This is a genomic window from Oceanobacillus sp. Castelsardo (assembly GCF_001659985.1).
Classification (GTDB): domain Bacteria; phylum Bacillota; class Bacilli; order Bacillales; family Amphibacillaceae; genus Oceanobacillus.
Genome location: NZ_LYCS01000012.1, coordinates 64516 through 85296 on the forward strand (window position 1 = coordinate 64516; position 20781 = coordinate 85296).

The 20781-nt window shown below is 37.4% G+C and carries 20 protein-coding genes and 2 other annotated features (1 of these 22 only partly in view); all 20 genes read right to left on the minus strand.

Annotated features, from left to right (window positions below; all coding sequences use genetic code 11):
- Positions 1 to 85 precede the first annotated feature (85 nt).
- The gene (fusA, locus tag A9178_RS16230; protein ID WP_068677167.1) at positions 86 to 2164 is read right to left on the minus strand and encodes an elongation factor G; all 2079 of its coding nucleotides are present in this window, start codon (positions 2162 to 2164) and stop codon (positions 86 to 88) included.
- A 42-nt stretch (positions 2165 to 2206) separates the two neighbouring features.
- Complete coding sequence (rpsG, locus tag A9178_RS16235) at positions 2207 to 2677, minus strand: 30S ribosomal protein S7 (RefSeq protein ID WP_068677168.1); 471 nt, start codon at positions 2675 to 2677, stop codon at positions 2207 to 2209.
- A gap of 39 nt (positions 2678 to 2716) precedes the next feature.
- Positions 2717 to 3136, minus strand: a complete 420-nt coding sequence (rpsL, locus tag A9178_RS16240) for a 30S ribosomal protein S12 (RefSeq protein WP_068677169.1) — start codon at positions 3134 to 3136, stop codon at positions 2717 to 2719.
- Between the two features lie 131 nt (positions 3137 to 3267).
- Entirely contained in the window at positions 3268 to 3525 is a 258-nt protein-coding gene (locus A9178_RS16245; RefSeq protein ID WP_068677170.1) for a ribosomal L7Ae/L30e/S12e/Gadd45 family protein, read from the minus strand.
- Between the two features lie 142 nt (positions 3526 to 3667).
- Positions 3668 to 7279 carry a DNA-directed RNA polymerase subunit beta' gene (gene rpoC, locus A9178_RS16250; RefSeq protein WP_068677173.1) on the minus strand — a complete coding sequence of 1204 codons (3612 nt, stop codon included), beginning with the start codon at positions 7277 to 7279 and terminating at the stop codon, positions 3668 to 3670.
- A 90-nt stretch (positions 7280 to 7369) separates the two neighbouring features.
- Positions 7370 to 10912, minus strand: a complete 3543-nt coding sequence (rpoB, locus tag A9178_RS16255; RefSeq protein ID WP_068677175.1) for a DNA-directed RNA polymerase subunit beta — start codon at positions 10910 to 10912, stop codon at positions 7370 to 7372.
- A 440-nt stretch (positions 10913 to 11352) separates the two neighbouring features.
- Positions 11353 to 11958, minus strand: coding sequence for a class I SAM-dependent methyltransferase (locus A9178_RS16260; protein WP_068677177.1), 606 nt, complete (start codon positions 11956 to 11958; stop codon positions 11353 to 11355).
- 127 nt (positions 11959 to 12085) lie between these two features.
- A complete protein-coding gene (gene rplL / locus A9178_RS16265) occupies positions 12086 to 12451 on the minus strand; it encodes a 50S ribosomal protein L7/L12 (protein ID WP_068677179.1) in 366 nt (121 codons plus the stop codon).
- Positions 12452 to 12501: 50 nt separating this feature from the next.
- On the minus strand, positions 12502 to 13002 hold the full coding sequence (gene rplJ, locus A9178_RS16270; RefSeq protein WP_068677185.1) for a 50S ribosomal protein L10: 501 nt from the start codon (positions 13000 to 13002) through the stop codon (positions 12502 to 12504).
- A 65-nt stretch (positions 13003 to 13067) separates the two neighbouring features.
- Positions 13068 to 13217, minus strand: a sequence feature (ribosomal protein L10 leader region).
- Between the two features lie 49 nt (positions 13218 to 13266).
- The gene (gene rplA, locus A9178_RS16275; RefSeq protein ID WP_068677186.1) at positions 13267 to 13959 is read right to left on the minus strand and encodes a 50S ribosomal protein L1; all 693 of its coding nucleotides are present in this window, start codon (positions 13957 to 13959) and stop codon (positions 13267 to 13269) included.
- A 177-nt stretch (positions 13960 to 14136) separates the two neighbouring features.
- The gene (gene rplK, locus A9178_RS16280; protein ID WP_068677187.1) at positions 14137 to 14562 is read right to left on the minus strand and encodes a 50S ribosomal protein L11; all 426 of its coding nucleotides are present in this window, start codon (positions 14560 to 14562) and stop codon (positions 14137 to 14139) included.
- Between the two features lie 261 nt (positions 14563 to 14823).
- Positions 14824 to 15357, minus strand: a complete 534-nt coding sequence (gene nusG, locus A9178_RS16285; protein ID WP_068677189.1) for a transcription termination/antitermination protein NusG — start codon at positions 15355 to 15357, stop codon at positions 14824 to 14826.
- A 159-nt stretch (positions 15358 to 15516) separates the two neighbouring features.
- On the minus strand, positions 15517 to 15684 hold the full coding sequence (gene secE, locus A9178_RS16290) for a preprotein translocase subunit SecE (RefSeq protein WP_068677191.1): 168 nt from the start codon (positions 15682 to 15684) through the stop codon (positions 15517 to 15519).
- 46 nt (positions 15685 to 15730) lie between these two features.
- Positions 15731 to 15880, minus strand: coding sequence for a 50S ribosomal protein L33 (gene rpmG / locus A9178_RS18755; RefSeq protein ID WP_082918241.1), 150 nt, complete (start codon positions 15878 to 15880; stop codon positions 15731 to 15733).
- A gap of 77 nt (positions 15881 to 15957) precedes the next feature.
- Positions 15958 to 16614 carry an RNA polymerase sporulation sigma factor SigH gene (gene sigH, locus A9178_RS16295; RefSeq protein ID WP_068677193.1) on the minus strand — a complete coding sequence of 219 codons (657 nt, stop codon included), beginning with the start codon at positions 16612 to 16614 and terminating at the stop codon, positions 15958 to 15960.
- 183 nt (positions 16615 to 16797) lie between these two features.
- Positions 16798 to 17313, minus strand: coding sequence for an NYN domain-containing protein (locus A9178_RS16300; RefSeq protein ID WP_068677196.1), 516 nt, complete (start codon positions 17311 to 17313; stop codon positions 16798 to 16800).
- The gene (gene rlmB, locus A9178_RS16305; protein WP_068677198.1) at positions 17313 to 18059 is read right to left on the minus strand and encodes a 23S rRNA (guanosine(2251)-2'-O)-methyltransferase RlmB; all 747 of its coding nucleotides are present in this window, start codon (positions 18057 to 18059) and stop codon (positions 17313 to 17315) included. The genes A9178_RS16300 and rlmB overlap by 1 nt, the downstream gene beginning before the upstream one ends.
- 4 nt (positions 18060 to 18063) lie before the next feature.
- The gene (locus A9178_RS16310) at positions 18064 to 18462 is read right to left on the minus strand and encodes a Mini-ribonuclease 3 (protein ID WP_068677200.1); all 399 of its coding nucleotides are present in this window, start codon (positions 18460 to 18462) and stop codon (positions 18064 to 18066) included.
- Between the two features lie 6 nt (positions 18463 to 18468).
- Positions 18469 to 19869, minus strand: coding sequence for a cysteine--tRNA ligase (gene cysS, locus A9178_RS16315; RefSeq protein WP_068677202.1), 1401 nt, complete (start codon positions 19867 to 19869; stop codon positions 18469 to 18471).
- Complete coding sequence (gene cysE / locus A9178_RS16320; RefSeq protein WP_068677227.1) at positions 19866 to 20516, minus strand: serine O-acetyltransferase; 651 nt, start codon at positions 20514 to 20516, stop codon at positions 19866 to 19868. Before cysE ends, cysS begins: the two co-directional genes overlap by 4 nt.
- Positions 20517 to 20631: 115 nt before the next feature.
- Positions 20632 to 20781, minus strand: a binding site (T-box leader) (it continues 64 nt past the right edge of the window).

The following is a 20781-nucleotide window of genomic DNA, read 5'->3' on the forward strand; positions in this document are numbered from 1 at the left end:
TTATGTGTAACTAAGAAATAATAATGAAACTATTATTTCTTAGCCTTCATACATTTGTTATACGTTACATCTACAAAAAAATCAATTATTCTCCTGCATTTTTCTTAATAATTTCTTCAGAAATTGATTTCGGTACTTCGTCGAAGTGATCGAAATGCATAGAATATGTTCCACGTCCTTGAGTGTTTGAACGAAGAGCTGTAGCGTAACCAAACATTTCAGATAGTGGTACAAATGCTTTGATAACTTGTGCGTTACCACGAGCTTCCATACCTTCTACACGTCCGCGGCGTGATGTAACATCACCCATGATGTCTCCCATGTATTCTTCTGGAATAGTAATTTCTACTTTTTCAATTGGTTCTAGAATAACCGGGTTACATTTATTTTTAGCAGCTTTAAGCGCCATAGATGCAGCAACTTTAAACGCCATTTCGTTAGAGTCTACATCGTGGTAGCTACCATCATATAACGTAGCTTTTACGTCGATTAATGGATAACCAGCAAGTACTCCGTTTTCCATCGCCTCTTCAACACCTTGTTGAACAGCTGGAATGTATTCACGAGGCACAACCCCACCAACGATGTTATTAACGAATTCAAAGCCTGCGCCATCCTCGTTTGGTTCGAATTTGATCCAAACGTGACCGTATTGTCCACGTCCACCAGACTGACGTACGAATTTACCTTCAACTTCAGCTGCTGCACGGAATGTTTCACGATATGCAACTTGTGGTGCACCAACGTTTGCTTCCACTCTGAATTCACGTTTTAGACGGTCAACAATGATATCAAGGTGTAGTTCACCCATACCAGAGATGATTGTTTGGCCAGTTTCTGGGTTTGTTTCAGTTCTGAATGTTGGATCTTCTTCAGCAAGTTTACCTAAAGCAATACCCATTTTATCTTGGTCAGCTTTTGTTTTAGGTTCGATAGCTACTGAAATAACTGGTTCAGGGAATTCCATGGATTCCAAGATAACTAAGTTCTTCTCATCACATAATGTATCCCCGGTTCCTGTATCTTTCAAACCAACCGCAGCAGCGATTTCTCCGGAATAAACTGTTGAGATTTCTTCACGGTGATTCGCATGCATTTGTAGAATACGACCAACACGTTCACGTTTATCCTTAACAGAGTTCTTCACGTATGAACCAGAATCTAATGTTCCAGAGTATACGCGGAAGAATGTAAGTTTACCAACGTATGGGTCAGTCATTACTTTAAATGCAAGCGCAGAGAATGGTTCGCTATCATTTGATGGACGAGTTACTTTTTCCTCTGTTCCAGGTATGATTCCTTCGATTGGAGGGATATCAGTTGGAGCTGGAAGATAATCTATAACACCATCTAACATCAATTGAACACCTTTGTTTTTAAATGCTGATCCACAGAATACCGGATAGAATTCAACATTTAAAGTAGCTTTACGAATAGCAGCCTTTAACTCATCGATACTGATTTCTTCACCTTCAAGATATTTCATCATAAGGTCTTCATCAGATTCAGCCACTGCTTCAATTAGATTAGCTCGTAATTCTTCAGCTTCATCTTTTAATTCAGCAGGAATTTCACGTGACTCATCAGTTGTACCTAAATCATCTAGGTAATAATGAGCTTCCATGTTGATTAGATCAATAATTCCCTCGAATTGATCTTCAGCACCAATTGGTAACTGAACTGGATGTGCGTTAGCACCTAGGCGATCTTTCAAAGTCTTTGTAGAATATAAGAAGTCCGCTCCAGTTTTATCCATTTTATTAATGAATACTACTCTTGGTACACCGTATGTTGTAGCTTGGCGCCAAACTGTTTCCGTTTGAGGCTCTACACCAGATTGTGCATCAAGTACTGTAACTGCTCCATCAAGTACACGTAATGAACGTTCAACTTCTACTGTGAAGTCCACGTGTCCTGGTGTATCGATAATATTGATTCGGTGACCTTTCCATTGTGCTGTTGTAGCGGCAGATGTAATAGTAATACCACGCTCTTGCTCCTGCTCCATCCAGTCCATTTGAGAGGCACCTTCATGTGTTTCACCAATTTTATGAATACGTCCTGTATAGAAAAGAATACGTTCGGTAGTAGTTGTTTTACCAGCATCAATGTGTGCCATAATACCGATATTACGTGTCTTTTCCAAGGAGAACTCTCTAGCCATGTGTTCTTCTCCTTTCTATCATAAACTATTCTTAGTATATTATTACCAACGGTAGTGAGCAAATGCTTTGTTAGCTTCAGCCATTTTATGCATTTCTTCACGTTTCTTAACAGATGCACCTGTGTTATTAGAAGCATCTAGAATTTCATTAGCGAGACGTTCTTCCATAGTTTTTTCTCCACGAAGACGTGAATAGTTTACTAGGTAACGTAATCCTAATGCTTGACGTCTTTCAGGACGTACTTCAACTGGAACTTGGTAGTTTGAACCACCAACACGACGAGCGCGTACTTCAAGAACAGGCATAACGTTTTTCATTGCTTGTTCAAAAATTTCCATTGGATTTTGTCCACTTCTTTCTTGGACAAGTTCAAAAGCTTTATAAAGGATTTTTTGTGCTTTACCACGTTTACCATCAACCATGATTTGGTTGATTAAACGAGTAACTAATTTAGAACTATATAGCGGATCTGGTAATACATCACGCTTTGGTACTGGACCTTTACGAGGCATATGACATCCTCCTTTCATTCAATGTTAATTTAAAGTTTATTATTTTTTCGCTTTTGGCTTTTTAGTACCGTATTTAGAACGGCTTTGCATACGACCGTCAACACCTGCAGTGTCAAGAGCGCCTCGAACAATATGGTAACGTACCCCTGGTAAGTCTTTAACACGACCACCACGAATTAATACAACACTGTGTTCTTGTAGGTTGTGACCAATTCCTGGGATGTACGCAGTTACCTCCATGTTATTTGACAAACGCACACGCGCATATTTACGTAATGCAGAGTTTGGTTTTTTAGGAGTTAGCGTACCAACACGAGTACAAACACCACGTTTTTGTGGAGAGTTTACATCAGTTAATGATTTTTTAAAGCTGTTGTAACCTTTGTTTAGTGCTGGAGAGTCAGAAGTTTTAGTTTTACTAACTCGACCTTTACGTACAAGTTGGTTAATTGTAGGCATTTTTGTTTTCCTCCCTTCCTTATTTAATTACTGTAATATAATTGCAGTAACTAGATAGTCTTTCAGAGTTTGTAATCCCACACATCCAGGCGGTTCATTTTAAGGTAAAAAAATCCGGAGGTAAGAACCTCTTAATCAAAAATCTTTACCGCAACCGCAGATGCATCGACTTCAATTCCACATGCGACACCCAACTTCCTTTTGGAATCGACTGACTCACATGGTATGTCTAGTTCATCCGCAAGACTAGCTACTTTTTGTGTTATATGCTCATCAGCATCGTTAGCAATAAACACTTCACTTACTTCGCCATTTTTCATAGCTTTCAGTGTTTGTTTAGTCCCAATTATTAGACGTGATTTGACTTGCGTTACTTTATCATAAGACATCTGTCTTCGTATCCTCCAAAGCAACAAGAATAATCGGAAGCACCTTGAATATAGTACCATTCAACTTTTTTAATGTCAATATCAAATGTCTATTTTTTTTGGTGCTTCCAAATAATTAATACCTTTTTTAATAAATTACTTCTTATTGCACTGTTTCTGTTTCTATCTCTTCCGAAACTTCTTCTTCGGGTTTGTCTAATATTGGTTTAATGCGACGATATTGTTGCATCCCTGTCCCCGCCGGAACAAGTTTACCAATAATAACATTTTCTTTAAGGCCGAGTAAATCATCACGTTTGCCTTTAATTGCGGCATCGGTAAGAACTCTTGTTGTTTCTTGGAACGATGCAGCTGATAAGAATGAATCTGTTTCAAGTGATGCTTTTGTAATACCAAGCAATACAGGTCTACCTGTTGCTGGGTTATCGCCCTCAAGCAGTACAGATTTGTTCGCTTCTTTAAATTGATGTAACTCTAGTAATGAACCTGGTAACACATCTGTATCTCCCGAATCAACTACTCTAATCTTACGTAACATCTGACGTACCATTACTTCAACGTGTTTGTCACCAATTTCTACACCTTGCATACGATACACACGTTGCACTTCGCGTAGAATATAAGCTTGCACGCCTTCTACACCTTTAACACGTAATAAGTCTTTCGGATCAATGGAACCCTCTGTTAATTCTTGACCAGCTTCTACTTCGTCACCTATAGCTACCTTAAGTCTTGCGTTGTAAGGAACCGCATAAGAGCGCTGTTCTACATCACCTTGGATAACAATCTCTTGTTTATCCTTCGTTTCATTGATTTCAAGGACACTACCGTAAATTTCAGTAATAACTGCTTGCCCCTTCGGATTACGTGCTTCGAATAATTCTTGGATACGCGGTAAACCTTGGGTAATATCATTACCAGCTACCCCACCCGTGTGGAATGTACGCATTGTTAACTGTGTACCTGGTTCCCCGATAGATTGTGCAGCTATAATACCTACAGCTTCACCTACTTCTACATCTGAACCTGTAGCAAGGTTACGTCCATAACATTTTTGACATACACCATGTTTTGTATTACATGTGAACGCTGAGCGAATAATAACTTTTTCAATACCTGCTTCTACAATTTCTTTAGCTTGGTCCTCCGTTATTAATTCATTCTTGTCAACTATCACATTACCTGTTTCAGGGTGTTTAACAATCATGAACGCAGTACGGCCTATTAGACGGTCTATTAATGGTTCAATGACCTCAGTACCATCAACTAAAGCTTCTACTTCCAGCCCACGATCCGTTCCACAATCTTCCTCACGAATAATAACGTCTTGTGCAACATCAACCAAACGTCGAGTTAGATATCCAGAGTCCGCGGTCTTCAGTGCCGTATCAGCAAGTCCTTTACGTGCACCGTGAGTTGAAATAAAGTATTCCAATACGGTTAACCCTTCACGGAAACTTGATTTAATCGGTAACTCGATAATCTTACCAGCCGGGTTGGCCATTAGACCACGCATACCAGCAAGCTGTGTAAAGTTAGACGCATTACCACGTGCTCCCGAGTCACTCATCATGAATATTGGGTTTCGGTTACTTAGAGACTCCATAAGTTTTGCTTGAATTGTATCTTTTGTAATCGTCCAGATAGAAATAACACGATCATAACGTTCTTCTTCTGTAATCAGACCACGACGGAATTGTTTAAGTACTTTATCAACTTTTTCCTGTGCCTCATCCAAGATTGCTTGTTTTTCAGGTAATACTACAATATCAGAGATACCTACTGTCATCCCAGCTTTTGTAGAGTAACTGAAACCTAAATCTTTCATACGGTCAAGCATTTTAGATGTTTCTGTAATCTTATATAGTTTAAATACTTCCGCAATAATGTCCCCTAAGAAACCTTTCTTAAACGGCTTAACTAATTCGCGATTCTTAATTTCCTCTTTAATGTTCGTTCCTGGATTAACAAAATAATTCTCCGGAGTTTTTTCCTCTAGATTTAAACGTGTTGGTTCGTTAATATACGGGAACGATGCTGGTAAAATTTCATTAAAAATCAGTTTACCAACAGTCGTTAATAGTAATTGACTATTTTGTTCTTCAGTGAAAGTTTGGTTGTTTAAAGTTGAAGCCTTCACCGCGATTCTCGTATGAAGATGAACATAACCATTTTGATAAGCTATCATCGCTTCGTTGATATCTTTAAAAACGCTACCTTCGCCAACTGCAGCTTCACGCTCAAGAGTTAAGTAATAGTTACCTAGTACCATATCCTGGGAAGGCGTAACAACTGGTTTACCATCTTTTGGATTAAGGATATTTTGAGCTGCAAGCATAAGTAAACGTGCCTCTGCCTGAGCTTCAGCCGATAGTGGTACGTGCACAGCCATTTGGTCACCATCAAAGTCCGCATTATATGCAGTACATACTAATGGATGTAAACGAATCGCTCGACCTTCAACCAATGTTGGTTCAAATGCCTGTATCCCTAATCTATGCAAAGTTGGTGCACGGTTAAGTAGTACTGGATGCTCTTTAATAACATCTTCAAGTACATCCCATACATCCGGATGAACTCTTTCAATTTTGCGTTTAGCAGATTTAATGTTATGAGCTAAACCTCGTTCTACTAACTCTTTCATTATAAATGGTTTGAATAATTCTAATGCCATCTCTTTAGGAAGGCCACATTGGTACATTTTTAGGTGAGGACCAACAATAATAACAGAACGCCCAGAATAGTCTACACGTTTACCAAGAAGATTTTGACGGAATCTTCCTTGTTTCCCTTTTAACATATGGGATAACGATTTAAGTGGTCTATTACCCGGCCCTGTAACAGGACGTCCTCTTCTACCATTATCAATGAGTGCATCGACAGCTTCTTGTAACATACGCTTTTCGTTTTGTACAATAATGCTTGGCGCACCTAAGTCTAGAAGTCGTTTCAAACGATTGTTACGATTGATAACACGTCGATATAGATCATTTAAATCAGAAGTAGCAAAACGGCCACCATCAAGTTGCACCATTGGACGGATTTCTGGCGGAATGACAGGTAGAACATCTAATATCATCCAATCCGGTTTATTACCTGAATTGCGGAATGCTTCCAATACTTCTAGTCGTTTAATTGCTCTAGTACGACGTTGCCCTTGAGCAGTCTTTAACTCTTCTCTTAGAGCTTCCACTTCTTTTTCTAAATCAATATCTTGCAACAATTTACGAATTGCCTCTGCACCCATTTGCGCCTTAAAGGTATTGCCGTACTTATCATAATAAGCACGATATTCCTTTTCAGAAAGAAGTTGCTTCTTCTCTAACGGTGTACTTCCTTGTTCAGTCACAATATAAGCAGCAAAGTAGATTACTTCCTCAAGCGCTCTCGGTGACATATCCAATACTAGACCCATACGGCTAGGGATTCCTTTGAAATACCAAATATGAGATACAGGTGCAGCTAATTCAATATGCCCCATACGTTCGCGACGCACTTTTGATTTGGTAACTTCAACTCCACAACGATCACAAACTACACCTTTATAACGTACACGTTTGTATTTTCCGCAATGACATTCCCAGTCTTTAGTTGGGCCAAAAATACGCTCGCAGAAAAGGCCATCTTTCTCTGGTTTTAACGTACGGTAATTTATGGTTTCTGGTTTTTTAACCTCACCATATGACCAAGAGCGAATTTTTTCTGATGAAGCTAAGCCAATTTTCATATACTCAAAATTATTTACATCTAGCAAGGAGCCTTCCTCCCTTTTAATGTGCGTTTTATTATCCAATTTTCAAATAGAGAATTGATGGTACAATGAGCCATCAATTCTCTTATATATTTATTTCTCTTGTGCTTCAACTTCTAAGTTAAGTTTACTAGGAGAATGGGTATCATCTTCTTCTAAATCACGCATATCGATTTCGTCCTCATTGCTGTTAAGCATTTTAACATCCATACCTAGACTTTGCAGTTCTTTAATTAACACTTTGAAAGATTCTGGTACACCAGGTTCTGGAACGTTTTCACCTTTAACAATTGCTTCGTAAGTCTTAACACGGCCTACGATATCATCCGATTTAACAGTTAGGATTTCCTGTAATGTGTATGCAGCTCCATAGGCCTCTAGAGCCCAAACTTCCATTTCCCCAAATCGCTGTCCACCGAATTGTGCTTTACCACCAAGTGGTTGTTGCGTTACTAATGAATAAGGACCAGTGGATCTTGCGTGAAGTTTATCATCAACCATGTGAGCCAATTTGATCATATACATTACACCGACAGAAACACGGTTGTCAAAAGGGACACCTGTTCTACCATCGTAAAGAATGGTCTTTGCATCTCTAGACATTCCAGCTTCTTCTAGTGTTTCATATACGTCTTCTTCCGTCGCACCATCAAATACTGGTGTAGCGACATGAATACCTAGAAGTCTAGCTGCCATACCTAAATGAAGTTCGAACACCTGTCCGATATTCATACGTGATGGTACACCTAATGGGTTTAACATGATATCAACAGGAGTTCCATCTGGTAAGAACGGCATGTCTTCTTCTGGTAATATTTTAGAGATAACCCCTTTATTACCATGACGACCAGCCATCTTATCCCCTTCATGGATTTTACGTTTTTGCACAATATATGCACGTACCAATTGATTTACTCCAGGTGGTAACTCATCACCGTCTTCACGATTAAAAATCTTAACATCTAATACAATACCGCCAGCACCATGAGGAACACGTAAGGATGTGTCACGGACTTCGCGTGCTTTTTCACCGAAGATAGCATGTAATAATCTTTCTTCTGCGGATAATTCGGTAACTCCCTTAGGTGTTACTTTACCAACTAAGATATCACCATCTGTTACCTCGGCACCAACACGAATTATTCCATTTTCATCCAAGTTCTTCAATGCGTCTTCACCGACGTTAGGGATATCACGAGTAATTTCTTCAGGCCCTAGTTTTGTATCACGAGATTCGGATTCATATTCTTCAATATGAATAGATGTATAAACATCATCTTTCACAAGTCTTTCACTCATAATAATTGCATCTTCATAGTTGTACCCTTCCCATGTCATGAATGCAACTAGAACGTTTTGACCTAAAGCCATTTCTCCGTCTTGCATAGATGGACCGTCTGCTAAAACTTCACCCTTCGTTACACGGTCACCCTCTTTTACAATTGGGCGCTGGTTAATACATGTTCCTGCGTTCGAACGAATAAACTTCTGTAGTTTGTATCGATCCACATCGCCTTGAACTTCTTTCCCATCAACCACGGATACACGACGCACAAGTACTTCCCTTGCTTCAACTCGTTCTACAATCCCCTCATGCTTACAAATCAACGCAGCACCGGAGTCTTTACCATTCACATATTCCATTCCAGTACCAACAATTGGCGCACGTGGTTTGATTAACGGAACCGCTTGACGTTGCATGTTCGCTCCCATAAGGGCACGGTTAGAGTCATCGTTCTCCAAGAAAGGAATACACGCGGTTGCGGCAGATACTACTTGTTTAGGAGAAACATCCATGTAGTCAATCTTTTCTCGTTTAACAACAATGTTTTCCCCTCTAAACCTTGCAATTACTTCATCATTCAAAAAGATATTCTCTTCATCTAAAGGAGCATTTGCTTGGGCAACAATATAATTATCTTCTTCATCAGCAGTTAAGTAATCGATATGATTCGTAACTTGGCCATTTTCTGGATCAACTCGACGATATGGAGTCTCAATAAATCCATAATCATTAACTTTTGCAAATGAAGATAAAGAGTTAATTAGACCGATGTTTGGTCCTTCAGGTGTTTCAATAGGACACATACGACCATAATGCGAGTAATGAACATCTCGAACTTCCATTCCCGCGCGTTCACGAGTCAAACCACCGGGCCCTAACGCAGATAGACGACGCTTATGCGTAAGTTCTGCCAATGGATTCGTTTGGTCCATGAACTGAGATAATTGAGAACTACCAAAGAACTCCTTAATGGAAGCAATTACCGGTCTTATATTAATTAGTTGCTGCGGTGTAACGCTAGATGTATCTTGTATTGACATTCTCTCGCGAACTACACGTTCCATACGGGAAAGCCCAATACGGAATTGGTTTTGCAATAACTCACCAACTGAGCGCAACCTACGATTACCAAGGTGGTCTATATCATCTGTGTCCCCAACTTCATGAAGGAGATTAAAGAAATAACTAATGGAAGCTAGGATGTCAGCTGGTGTAATATGTTTCGTATCTTTGTCAACATTGCCATTTCCGATTACATTAAGAACTCTTTCACCACTTGGGTCTGTTGGGTCAATGATTTTCACTATTTGTAATGTGATTTCATCCTCTAGAACCCCATCATGTGGCTGATGCATGTTCTCACCAAGCATATTTTCATTACGCTCTAAATACGGAATTAACTTATTCAATAATTTACGTTCTAATCGATCGCCTTTTTCAGCTAAAACTTCACCTGTTTCCGAGTCCACAATTGTTTCAGCTAAAACTTGATTAAATAAGCGGTTTTTTATATTAAGCTTTTTGTTCATTTTATAACGACCTACATGTGCAAGGTCATAACGTTTTGGATCGAAAAATCTAGAAACAAGTAGACTCTTAGCGTTTTCCACTGTTGGTGGTTCACCAGGGCGTAATCGCTCATAAATTTCGAGCAAAGCCTTTTCAGAAGTCTCTGTATTATCTTTTTCTAATGTATTTTTAAGGTACTCATTGTCACCAAGCAAATCTAAGATTTCTTGATCCGTACCAAATCCAAGCGCACGTAAAAGTACAGTTATTGGCAATTTTCTTGTACGGTCAATTCGTACATGAGCTACATCTTTTGCGTCCGTTTCAAATTCAAGCCATGCGCCGCGGTTCGGGATAACTGTTGCTCCAATACCACGCTTACCGTTTTTGTCGATCTTATCATTAAAATAAACGCTTGGAGAACGTACAAGTTGAGATACAATGACACGTTCAGCACCATTTATAATAAATGTTCCTGTATCTGTCATTAATGGGAAGTCACCCATAAACACTTCTTGTTCCTTCACTTCGCCAGTCTCATTATTAATTAAACGTACCTTCACACGAAGAGGAGCATTGTACGTAACATCTCTAGACTTTGATTCATCCACATCGTACTTCGGCTCACCTAAACTATAATCTACGAATTCAAGTGATAAGTTACCTGCAAAATCCTCAATAGGAGAAATATCCTTGAACATTTCTCTTAATCCTTCCTCCAAAAACCAATCGTAAGAAGAAGTTTGAATCTCAATTAAGTTTGGTAGCTCTAATACCTCATTAATACGTGCATAGCTCCTACGTTTTCGGTGCCGTCCATATTGAACTAGTTGACCTGCCAACTGCTTCACCCCTTAAATAATACGTTTTGTAGAAGTTAATTCTACTATTTTACAAAGGCATGTATATATAAAACACAACCAATCAAAAATTGGGTATGCTTTGTCACAAGATTCACACCTCATAACAATGAGGTTTATAAAAAGCTTTATAAAATAAAAATATGTAACCACCTATTAATTCAATTGCATGATCTAATAGGTTTAAAACTATAATTCCTTCGAAGTTGTAACCTTTTAGCAAATAATAGTTTACAGATAGATTGATTAAACGTTATAATAAGAAAAAGTAAAAGTAATTTTTTCTTAAAAACCCCATTTTCCTTCCATTATAACAGTTTTTCCTATCATCCATAAATTATACATATTTTTTTATAAAGCTCCCTTGACATAAAAATCCCATTATTAGCATTTTCCAATGTTAACATAAGAGACGTATTCGGTCAAATATTTATTGCCTTAAAAATGTAATAACCTTTATCTCTTGCAACGATATCTACCTCGCCAAATAGTGTTTCTAGTTTCTTTTTTGCTGACGGCGCTCCCTGTTTCTTTTGGATTACCACCCACAGCTCACCATTAGGTAGCAGAACATCTTTTGTATCTTCAAAAATAGCATGAACTACCTTTTTTCCAGCTCTAATCGGAGGATTAGTTATAACAGAAGCGAATTTTCGATCTTTTACATTTGATGTACTATGGCTTTCGATAATTTCCGTGTTATCCTCTACATGATTAGCCATGGCATTTCTCCTCGCTAATTCCAATGCCCGCCCATTAATATCTACCATAATAACGCAACGTCTTTGGAAACTCTCAGCTAATGAAATACCAATTGGACCATAGCCACATCCCAGATCTAAGAAATCACCATCAATTGAAGGTTCATTAAAGGTTTCAATTATTAATCTAGAACCGAAATCTACTTCGTTTTTTGAAAAAACACCTATGTCACTAGTAAAAGTAAATTCCTTTTCTCTTAAATTATATTTCCATGTCTTTGGTGAACTTTTTGATTGAGGTTGTTGTGAAAAGTAATGCTCTGCCATTCGGCACCTACTTTACTAATGTAATATCCTAAGTCCAGTTCTTGGTCGGACTAAAAACAGAAGAATTTATTATAGTTGAAAAGAGCTCGGCCGAATATCGACGAGCTCTATTATTTATATACTTTAATTATTTAACTTCTACAGATGCTCCAGCTTCTTCAAGTTTAGCTTTAACTTCTTCAGCTTCTTCTTTAGAAACAGCTTCTTTAACAGCTTTAGGAGCATTATCTACTAAGTCTTTAGCATCTTTCAAACCAAGACCAGTGATTTCACGTACAGCTTTAACAACTTTAATTTTAGATGCTCCAGCACTTTCAAGTACTACATCAAATTCAGTTTGTTCTGCAGCAGCGTCTCCACCTGCAGCTCCGCCTGCAACCGCAACTGGTGCTGCAGCTGTAACTCCGAATTCTTCTTCAATTGCTTTAACTAAATCGTTTAATTCTAAAACAGTCATTTCTTTAATCGCACTAATCATTTCTTCTTTAGTCATGATATATTTCCTCCTAATTATAATTTAATTTATTTATTATTCCGAGACTATTAAGCACCTTGTTCTTCTTTTTGTTCTGCAACAGCTTTAGCTGCATAAGCAAAGTTACGAATTGGCGCTTGTAGAACGCTAAGCAACATAGAAACCATACCTTCGTAGTTTGGTAGGTCTGCAAGCTCTTTGATTTGATCAAGAGTAGCTATATTACCTTCAATTACGCCACCTTTAATTTCTAGCGCTTCATGGTCTTTACTGAACTCTTTTAAAATTCTAGCAGGAGCAACCGCATCATCGTTACTGAATGCTAGAGCTGTTGGTCCAACTAAAGTTTCATTTAGTCCACTTAGTTCAGCGGCTTCTGCTGCACGACGAGTCATCGTATTTTTATATACTTTGAATTCAATTCCTGCTTCACGTAAGTTTTTACGTAACTCAGTAAGCTCACTAACGTCAAGTCCACGATAATCCACAACTACTGTAGTTTGGCTATTACGGAATTTATCAGTAATTTCTTCTACTAGTTGTTTCTTTTGTTCGATAATACTAGACATTGTTCCACCTCCCAATTTTTTCATATACCGTAGCTATAGTTAACCACGAGGATTAATCTAAAGTACATCATATAGAAAAAGCTCTCACGTAGACATGAGAGCTTTATATTACAAACATAAATTACCTAATCCATTAAGTTTGTTTATAAAAACCTCGGTAGGATCATTAAGCTTTATATAGCCCCTACTGTCTACGGTATAACATATTATTTTGTAACAACGAAGGTTATTATAACAAACCTATATACGGATGTCAATAACCGATTAACGAAAATCAGAAATATCTATTTTGATTCCAGGTCCCATTGTAGATGAGATAGAAACATTCTTCAAGTATGTTCCTTTTGCAGATTGTGGTTTAACTTTAACAATTTGTTCAACTAAAGCTTTGAAGTTATCTGCTAGTTTTTCATTATCAAATGAAATTTTACCAATCGGAACATGAATGTTCGATGATTTATCTACACGATATTCAACTTTACCAGCTTTAATTTCGTTAACTGCTTTTTCCACTTCAAAAGTAACTGTTCCGGTTTTAGGGTTTGGCATTAAACCTTTAGGTCCTAATACACGTCCTAATTTACCAACTTCAGCCATCATATCTGGAGTAGCTACGATAACATCGAACTCAAACCAACCTTGGTTGATTTTGTTAATGTATTCGGAATCTCCAACATAATCAGCGCCAGCTGCTTCTGCTTCTTTTAACTTTTCACCTTTAGCGAACACTAGCACGCGTTGTGTTTTACCAGTACCGTGTGGCAACACCATTGCACCACGAATTTGCTGGTCAGCTTTCTTAGGATCTACTCCTAAACGAAATGCCACTTCAACAGTTTCATCAAATTTAGCTTTAGCAGCTTCTTTTGCTAGTTGAACAGCTTCTGTAATTTCATAAACTTTGTTACGATCAATTAGCTTTACAGCTTCTTGATAATTTTTACCTCTTTTAGCCATTTCATTTCCTCCTCTATTGTGGTTATAACGGTAATACCTCCCACTTATAAAAGCGATAACTTTTATAAATCGCGCGATAGTTTTATCACACTCACGAAAAAGGTTGCGATTTATGGCAATACTCGCAACCCTATACCGTATTAAAAATTCACTCTAGCAATTTTATCGCTTGCTAGATTAGTCTTCGATAACAATTCCCATACTTCTTGCAGTACCTTCAACCATGCGCATTGCTGATTCTACATCAGCCGCGTTAAGGTCAGGCATTTTTGTTTCTGCAATTTCTTTTACTTTATCGCGTTTAAGCGTAGCAACTTTATTACTATTTGGCTCACCTGACGCTTTATCAAGTCCAGCTGCTTTTTTAAGCAATACAGCTGCAGGTGGAGTTTTAGTGATAAATGTAAATGAACGGTCTTCAAATACCGTAATTTCTACAGGAATAATTAGACCCGCTTGTTCTTGTGTACGCGCATTAAACTCTTTACAGAATCCCATAATGTTAACACCCGCTTGACCTAATGCTGGTCCAACTGGTGGCGCTGGATTAGCTTTACCTGCTGGGATTTGCAATTTAACAACTTTAATTACTTTTTTAGCCACGAGACACACCTCCTTAAAGTCCGTGATGTGGTAATAGGGGCAATTTGTCCCCTCCCACTCATATTAAACACTCTTATTCAGAGCGTGAATTAACATAGGAATTTTATCATGAATAATAAAATAATGCAAGTTTTTGTCTGAAACAATATACAAGGTAAGCCTTTTTTGAACGTATGATTAACTAGCTGTTCCCCTCTTATCTATCATAGAATCTCTTGAAATCTTGTAGTCAAGACCCCGTTCCTGTTAACCTACGACAAATTATAACTTTTCAACTTGAGAGAAATCGAGTTCAACCGGTGTTTCTCTCCCAAACATATTAACATGAACTTTGATCTTTTGTTTATCTATGTCAATGTTTTCGATAGTTCCAGTAAAGTCAGCAAACGGACCTTCTTTCACACGGACATTTTCATTCAATTCAAAGTCAACTTCAACACGAGTCTCGTTTACGCCCAACTGTTTCAACAGGGTTTCCACTTCATCAGGCAATAATGGTGTTGGCTTAGAACCATGTCCACTTGACCCAACAAACCCGGTTACTCCTGGTGTATTACGTACAACATACCATGAATCATCTGTCATGATCATTTCTGTCAAAACATACCCAGGGAAAAACTTCTTTTTCACTATTTTTTTCTTACCATTTTTAATTTCTGTTTCTTCCTCTTCTGGTACAATAACACGAAAGATTTTTTCTTCCATGCCCATTGTTTCGACGCGTTTTTCTAAATTCATTTTTACTTTATTTTCATATCCTGAATACGTATGAACGACATACCATTGTTTCTCCATTAGACTAGGGCTTTCTTCGCCCTTCCCTCCCTTAATTACGATAGATTATTCCGTTACTAGTTTTTATGCAATTTAAAAAAACCCGTTATTTGCGGGTTTTATTTCGAAGTTATTTATTATCATTATAGCATAATTATATCATAATTATTCAAAAGGTTACTAAAGTAGATTTAAACCTAAAGTAATTAACTGGTCTATAATCATAAAGAATATGGACATCAATACTACAGTAGTAACGACTATAATAGTATAGTTGGTTAATTCTTTCCCTTTAGGCCAACTAACCTTCTTCATTTCCCTCGAAACGTCTTTTAAGAATTTAAACAAAGTTGTACCCCCCTACTCTACCAAATGCAATCACTAATGAAACCATTTATTTCGTCTCGCGATGCAATGTATGTTTTCCACATATCTTGCAAAATTTGCGTACTTCTAAACGAGTAGATTTTGTTGATACATTTTTATTAGTTGAATAGTTTCTACTTGAACATATCGCACACGCTAGAGTAACCTTTTTGCTCATATTTTCACCTTTATAACTGAAGTTTCTTTTCTTCTAAATGTAGCATGCTATCCTACATGATGTCAATATATCATTATTTACAACTTAATCTCAATTTCATTAGATTCCAATAACTGTTCTAATTTCTTCTTCACCCGTTGAAGTGCGTTGTCAATTGATTTCACATGTCTTTTTAGATCTATAGAGATCTCTTGATAGGTTCTTCCATCAAGGTATAATTGAAGTACTTTCTTCTCTAACTCGCTAAGTAGTTCAGATAACTTCAATTCCATATCTCCCATTTTTTCTCTATTAACCAATAATTCTTGCGGATCACTCGCTTTTGAACCTTCAATAATATCCAATAAAGTACGCTCTGATTCTTCATCGTAAATAGGCTTGTCCAAAGATACGTAAGAATTAAGCGGTATATGTTTTTGCCTTGTGGCAGTTTTAATCGCTGTAATAATTTGACGAGTAATACAAAGTTCTGCAAACGCTTTAAAAGAAGTCAGCTTGTCCTCATTATAGTCACGAATGGCTTTATATAAACCAATCATCCCTTCTTGGACAATATCCTCCTTATCCGCTCCAATAAGAAAATATGTACGCGCCTTTGCTCGCACGAAATTCCGATATTTTTGTATTAAATAGTCAAGAGCATGACTATTCCCCTGATGAATTAGAGCTAAAATTCCTTCATCATCAAGCAAATGTATGCTTTTATTTTCTTCTTCTAATCGCTCGATATTCAAGAAAAAAGCCCTCCCAATCCCACGCAGTGCACTTTAAAGAACATTATACAGTCCGTTTAAACAAGCGTCAATACTCGCTCGGGGTGATTTTTAAAATATATAGAAAAAAACAAAAATAACTAAAGGTATTCGATTATTTTCCCTTTTTATCGACAATATTCCACTGGACCTTTTGAACAACCTCTACTCAGAGAACTCGCCTCTTCTCATTTTTTCGAACTTGTTTAAAATAGATTCATCCAATTCTATTTTAGTTTGAGGTTTTATTTGTTTATGGCTTTCGATATTTTCTACGATTTGCCGTTCAACATCTTTTAATTCAATATATAATTCACGTGCTGATTTCCTTAATGCACCTTGGGCAAAAATAGTACGTTGTTCCGTATAGTCTGAAGTTGCCACATATACTTGGGTTTTAACATTCTTTAATTTTTTTACTAATTTTTCAATACATTCATCTGCCGTTTCCTTTTCTTTCGTATAAATTATTTCAACATTAAACTCCTCTAATTTATTTTCAATGCCCCTTACATAGTAAGCGTCAAAGACAATAATGACCCGATATCCCGAATAAGACTGATACTCGGCCATTAATTCAATCAGGCGATCTCGTGCTTGACCTATGTCTTTATCCTTTAATTGCTTTAATCCATCCCATGCCCCAATAATATTATAGCCATCTACTACAACGATAACCATCAGTGCTCTCCTATTGGATATCGTTTACGATAAACTTCATAAAGTAATAGACTACAGGCTACAGAGGCATTTAATGAAGAAACCTTCCCTTTCATCGGAAGACTTACGGTCCAGTCACATTTCTTTTTAACTAATCTACTAATTCCCTTTCCTTCATTTCCTATAACAACTGCAATTGGTAATGCACCATCTAACTCTCGGTAATCTTCTGTTGCTTCCGCTTCTGTACCAACAACCCAAACGTTCTTTTCTTTTAATTCATCAATTGTATTTGCAATATTTGTCACTCTTGCTACAGGAATATGTTCTATGGCACCAGCCGCTGTTTTCGCTACAGTTGCTGTAAGTCCAACAGAACGTCGCTTTGGAATGATGACACCATGCGCCCCAGTGGCATCTGCCGTTCTTAATATAGATCCTAAGTTATGAGGATCTTCTAATTCATCTAATATGATAAAAAACGGTTCCTCCTCTTTGTTTTTAGCATGTTGAAATAAATCATCTAATGTTACATATTCGTATGACGCTACATACGCAATCACTCCTTGATGATTACCAGAATTAATTTGATCCAGTTTCGTTTTTGGTACTTTTTGAACAACGGTACCGGCTTCTTTAGCTAATTGTTGTAGTTTCCCTTGTACATTTTGATTTAAATGTTCCGAAATCATGACTTTATTAACAGATCTCCCCGTTTTTAAAGCTTCTATAACCGGATTTTTCCCCATAATAATTTCTTGATTCATACGCTTATTCACTCCTTTCTTCGATAACCCGCACGGCTCTTTTAAGTAACTCTTCTAAACGGTCCTGATTTTTAGCTAAATAATGATAACCAATTAGAGCTTCAAATGCCGTACTATATCGATATGTTTGGATACTAATATTTTTTGGAGTGGAGCCGGATTTTGCATTTCTCCCTCTCGCAACAACCCGCTCCTCTTCTTCTGATAAAATTCCTTGATCTAACCATTGTAGAATCACTTTCGCTTGTGCCTTTCCCGAAACAAATGAAACAGCACTATGATGCAAATCATTAGGCTTTATTTGGCCGTTGTTTAAAAGATGTTCTCTAATATATACCTCATATATTGCGTCTCCCATATAAGCAAGACTTAAACTTTTCATTTGTTTCACATCTAACTTCATAATTCCTTATCCTCTTTTCCACCGTACTCCTTGTGGTGTATCTTCTAATATAATCCCTTTACCTTTGAGCATATCTCGTATTTCATCAGCACGGCTAAAATCACGATCTTTCCTAGCCTGATTACGTTCTTTAATTAAGTTTTCAATATCCTCATCTAATAATTCTTGCTCTTGGTTAAGAGTAATACCTAAAACATTTAAAAGCGTAGCAATTGTCTCTTGGAATGCATGTATCACCTCTGTTGATGTTTGCTCTAGTTGTAAGTAAACATTGGCTTCTTTTGATAAATCGAATAAAACAGAGATAGCATTTGCAGTGTTAAAATCATCGTCCATCTCTTGCTCGAATTTTTCTTTTAACTTCTTAATTTTTTCCATCCATTCATCGTTATGAACTACTAAATCCATACTTGTTTCTTTTCGATGTTCTAAATTTTGATAAGCCGTTTTGATTCGTTCAAAACTATTTTGTGCACTTTGTAATAATTCTTCCGTAAAGTTTATCGGATTTCGGTAATGAACACTTAACATAAAAAAGCGAAGAACTTGTGGGTCATGTTTAGCTATTAAATCCCTAGCTAACACAAAATTCCCTAATGATTTAGACATTTTCTCATTATTAATATTGATATAACCATTATGCATCCAGTAGTTTGCAAAGGTTTCTCCTGTATTTGCTTCTGATTGAGCAATCTCATTTTCATGATGTGGGAAAGTCAAGTCTTGACCACCAGCATGAATATCTATCGTATCTCCTAAATATTTCTTCACCATGGCGGAGCATTCAATATGCCAACCGGGCCGTCCATTTCCCCATGGCGAATCCCAAGATATTTCTCCTTCTTTCGCACTTTTCCATAAAGCAAAGTCTAATGGATCCTCTTTCTTTTCTCCAATTTGAATTCTCGCACCTGAACGCAATTCATCTATGGACTGGTGAGAAAGTTTGCCATACCCTTCAAAAGCTCGAGGTTTAAAATATACATCTCCTCCCGCTTCATAAGCATACCCTTTTTCAATTAATACCGCTATAAAGTCAATAATATCATCCATTGTTTCTGTTACCCTAGGATTGTGAGTTGCCTTTTTTACCCCTAATGCATCTACATCTTCTAAATAGGCATTAATAAATCTATCAGAAATGCTTGGAACTTCCTCACCCAATTCATTGGCTGCCTTAATAATTTTATCATCCACATCTGTAAAATTCAGAACATAATCCACTTTAAAATCTCGGTATTCAAAATATCTACGTACTGTATCAAAAACAATCGCTGGTCTAGCATTTCCTATATGAATGTAGTTGTATACTGTTGGTCCACAAACATACATGCTAACCTTACCTTCAACAAGTGGTTTAAATTCCTCTTTTTCATGTGTTAGTGTATTATAAATTTTTATCGTCATAATGATTTGTTCCCTTCTTTCAATTTGGCAATTTCCTCACGTAACGTTTCCACTTCTTGTTTTAATTCTTTAATAGTACTTGCAACAGGATCGGGCATATTCTGGTGATCTAAATCTCTTCTTACTCTTATACCATCTTGAACAACCACTCTCCCTGGCACCCCAACTACGGTACAATTATCCGGAACATCCTTTACCACTACCGCACCTCCACCTACCTTGGAGTTTTCCCCTATTGTAATCGAACCAAGCACTTTTGCTCCTGTAGATATCAGTGCATTATCTTTTATAGTCGGATGACGTTTTCCTTTTTCATTTCCAGTTCCTCCAAGTGTAACCCCTTGAAATATAGTTACATTATCACCAATTTCACAGGTTTCACCAATAACAACGCCCATGCCATGATCGATAAAAAAGCGCCTACCTATTTTTGCTCCCGGGTGGATTTCAATTCCTGTAAGAAATCTACTTAGTTGTGATATTACCCTAGCTATAAAGAATAACTTGCGTTTATAAAAGGCATGTGCAATTCGGTGTGCCCAAACCGCATGTATACCAGAATAAGTTAGTAGTACTTCTAAATATGTTCTAGCAGCTGGATCTTGTTCAAATACAACATCCATATCCTCTTTCATGCGTTTAAATATCACCATATCACTCTCCACCCTAATCTATTTCTATATTAAAAAATCTGGCATTCGCTATTAGGTTGGGCGAATGCTTTCCTATCTGCAAAAAAAAGGCGTCTCTGTGTAATAAATACACAGAGACGCCTTTTTGCGCGGTTCCACTCTGTTTGGAGAATTCTCTCCCAACTTATGCTCCATTAACGGTAGAGTACCGCCGTCATGTACTACCATTTCCATAACAGACTCCAAGGGGCACTTCAAAAATGTCACTTAAAACCGCTCC

Coding starts and splice junctions, on each gene's coding strand:
- fusA (WP_068677167.1), bottom strand. CDS start 2,164: ATGGCTAGAGAGTTCTCCTTGGAAAAGACACGTAATATCGGTATTATG.
- rpsG (WP_068677168.1), bottom strand. CDS start 2,677: ATGCCTCGTAAAGGTCCAGTACCAAAGCGTGATGTATTACCAGATCCG.
- rpsL (WP_068677169.1), bottom strand. CDS start 3,136: ATGCCTACAATTAACCAACTTGTACGTAAAGGTCGAGTTAGTAAAACT.
- A9178_RS16245 (WP_068677170.1), bottom strand. CDS start 3,525: ATGTCTTATGATAAAGTAACGCAAGTCAAATCACGTCTAATAATTGGG.
- A9178_RS16260 (WP_068677177.1), bottom strand. CDS start 11,958: ATGGCAGAGCATTACTTTTCACAACAACCTCAATCAAAAAGTTCACCA.
- rplL (WP_068677179.1), bottom strand. CDS start 12,451: ATGACTAAAGAAGAAATGATTAGTGCGATTAAAGAAATGACTGTTTTA.
- rplJ (WP_068677185.1), bottom strand. CDS start 13,002: ATGTCTAGTATTATCGAACAAAAGAAACAACTAGTAGAAGAAATTACT.
- rplA (WP_068677186.1), bottom strand. CDS start 13,959: ATGGCTAAAAGAGGTAAAAATTATCAAGAAGCTGTAAAGCTAATTGAT.
- nusG (WP_068677189.1), bottom strand. CDS start 15,357: ATGGAGAAACAATGGTATGTCGTTCATACGTATTCAGGATATGAAAAT.
- rpmG (WP_082918241.1), bottom strand. CDS start 15,880: ATGAGCAAAAAGGTTACTCTAGCGTGTGCGATATGTTCAAGTAGAAAC.
- A9178_RS16300 (WP_068677196.1), bottom strand. CDS start 17,313: ATGGTTATCGTTGTAGTAGATGGCTATAATATTATTGGGGCATGGGAT.
- rlmB (WP_068677198.1), bottom strand. CDS start 18,059: ATGAATCAAGAAATTATTATGGGGAAAAATCCGGTTATAGAAGCTTTA.
- A9178_RS16310 (WP_068677200.1), bottom strand. CDS start 18,462: ATGAAGTTAGATGTGAAACAAATGAAAAGTTTAAGTCTTGCTTATATG.
- cysS (WP_068677202.1), bottom strand. CDS start 19,869: ATGACGATAAAAATTTATAATACACTAACACATGAAAAAGAGGAATTT.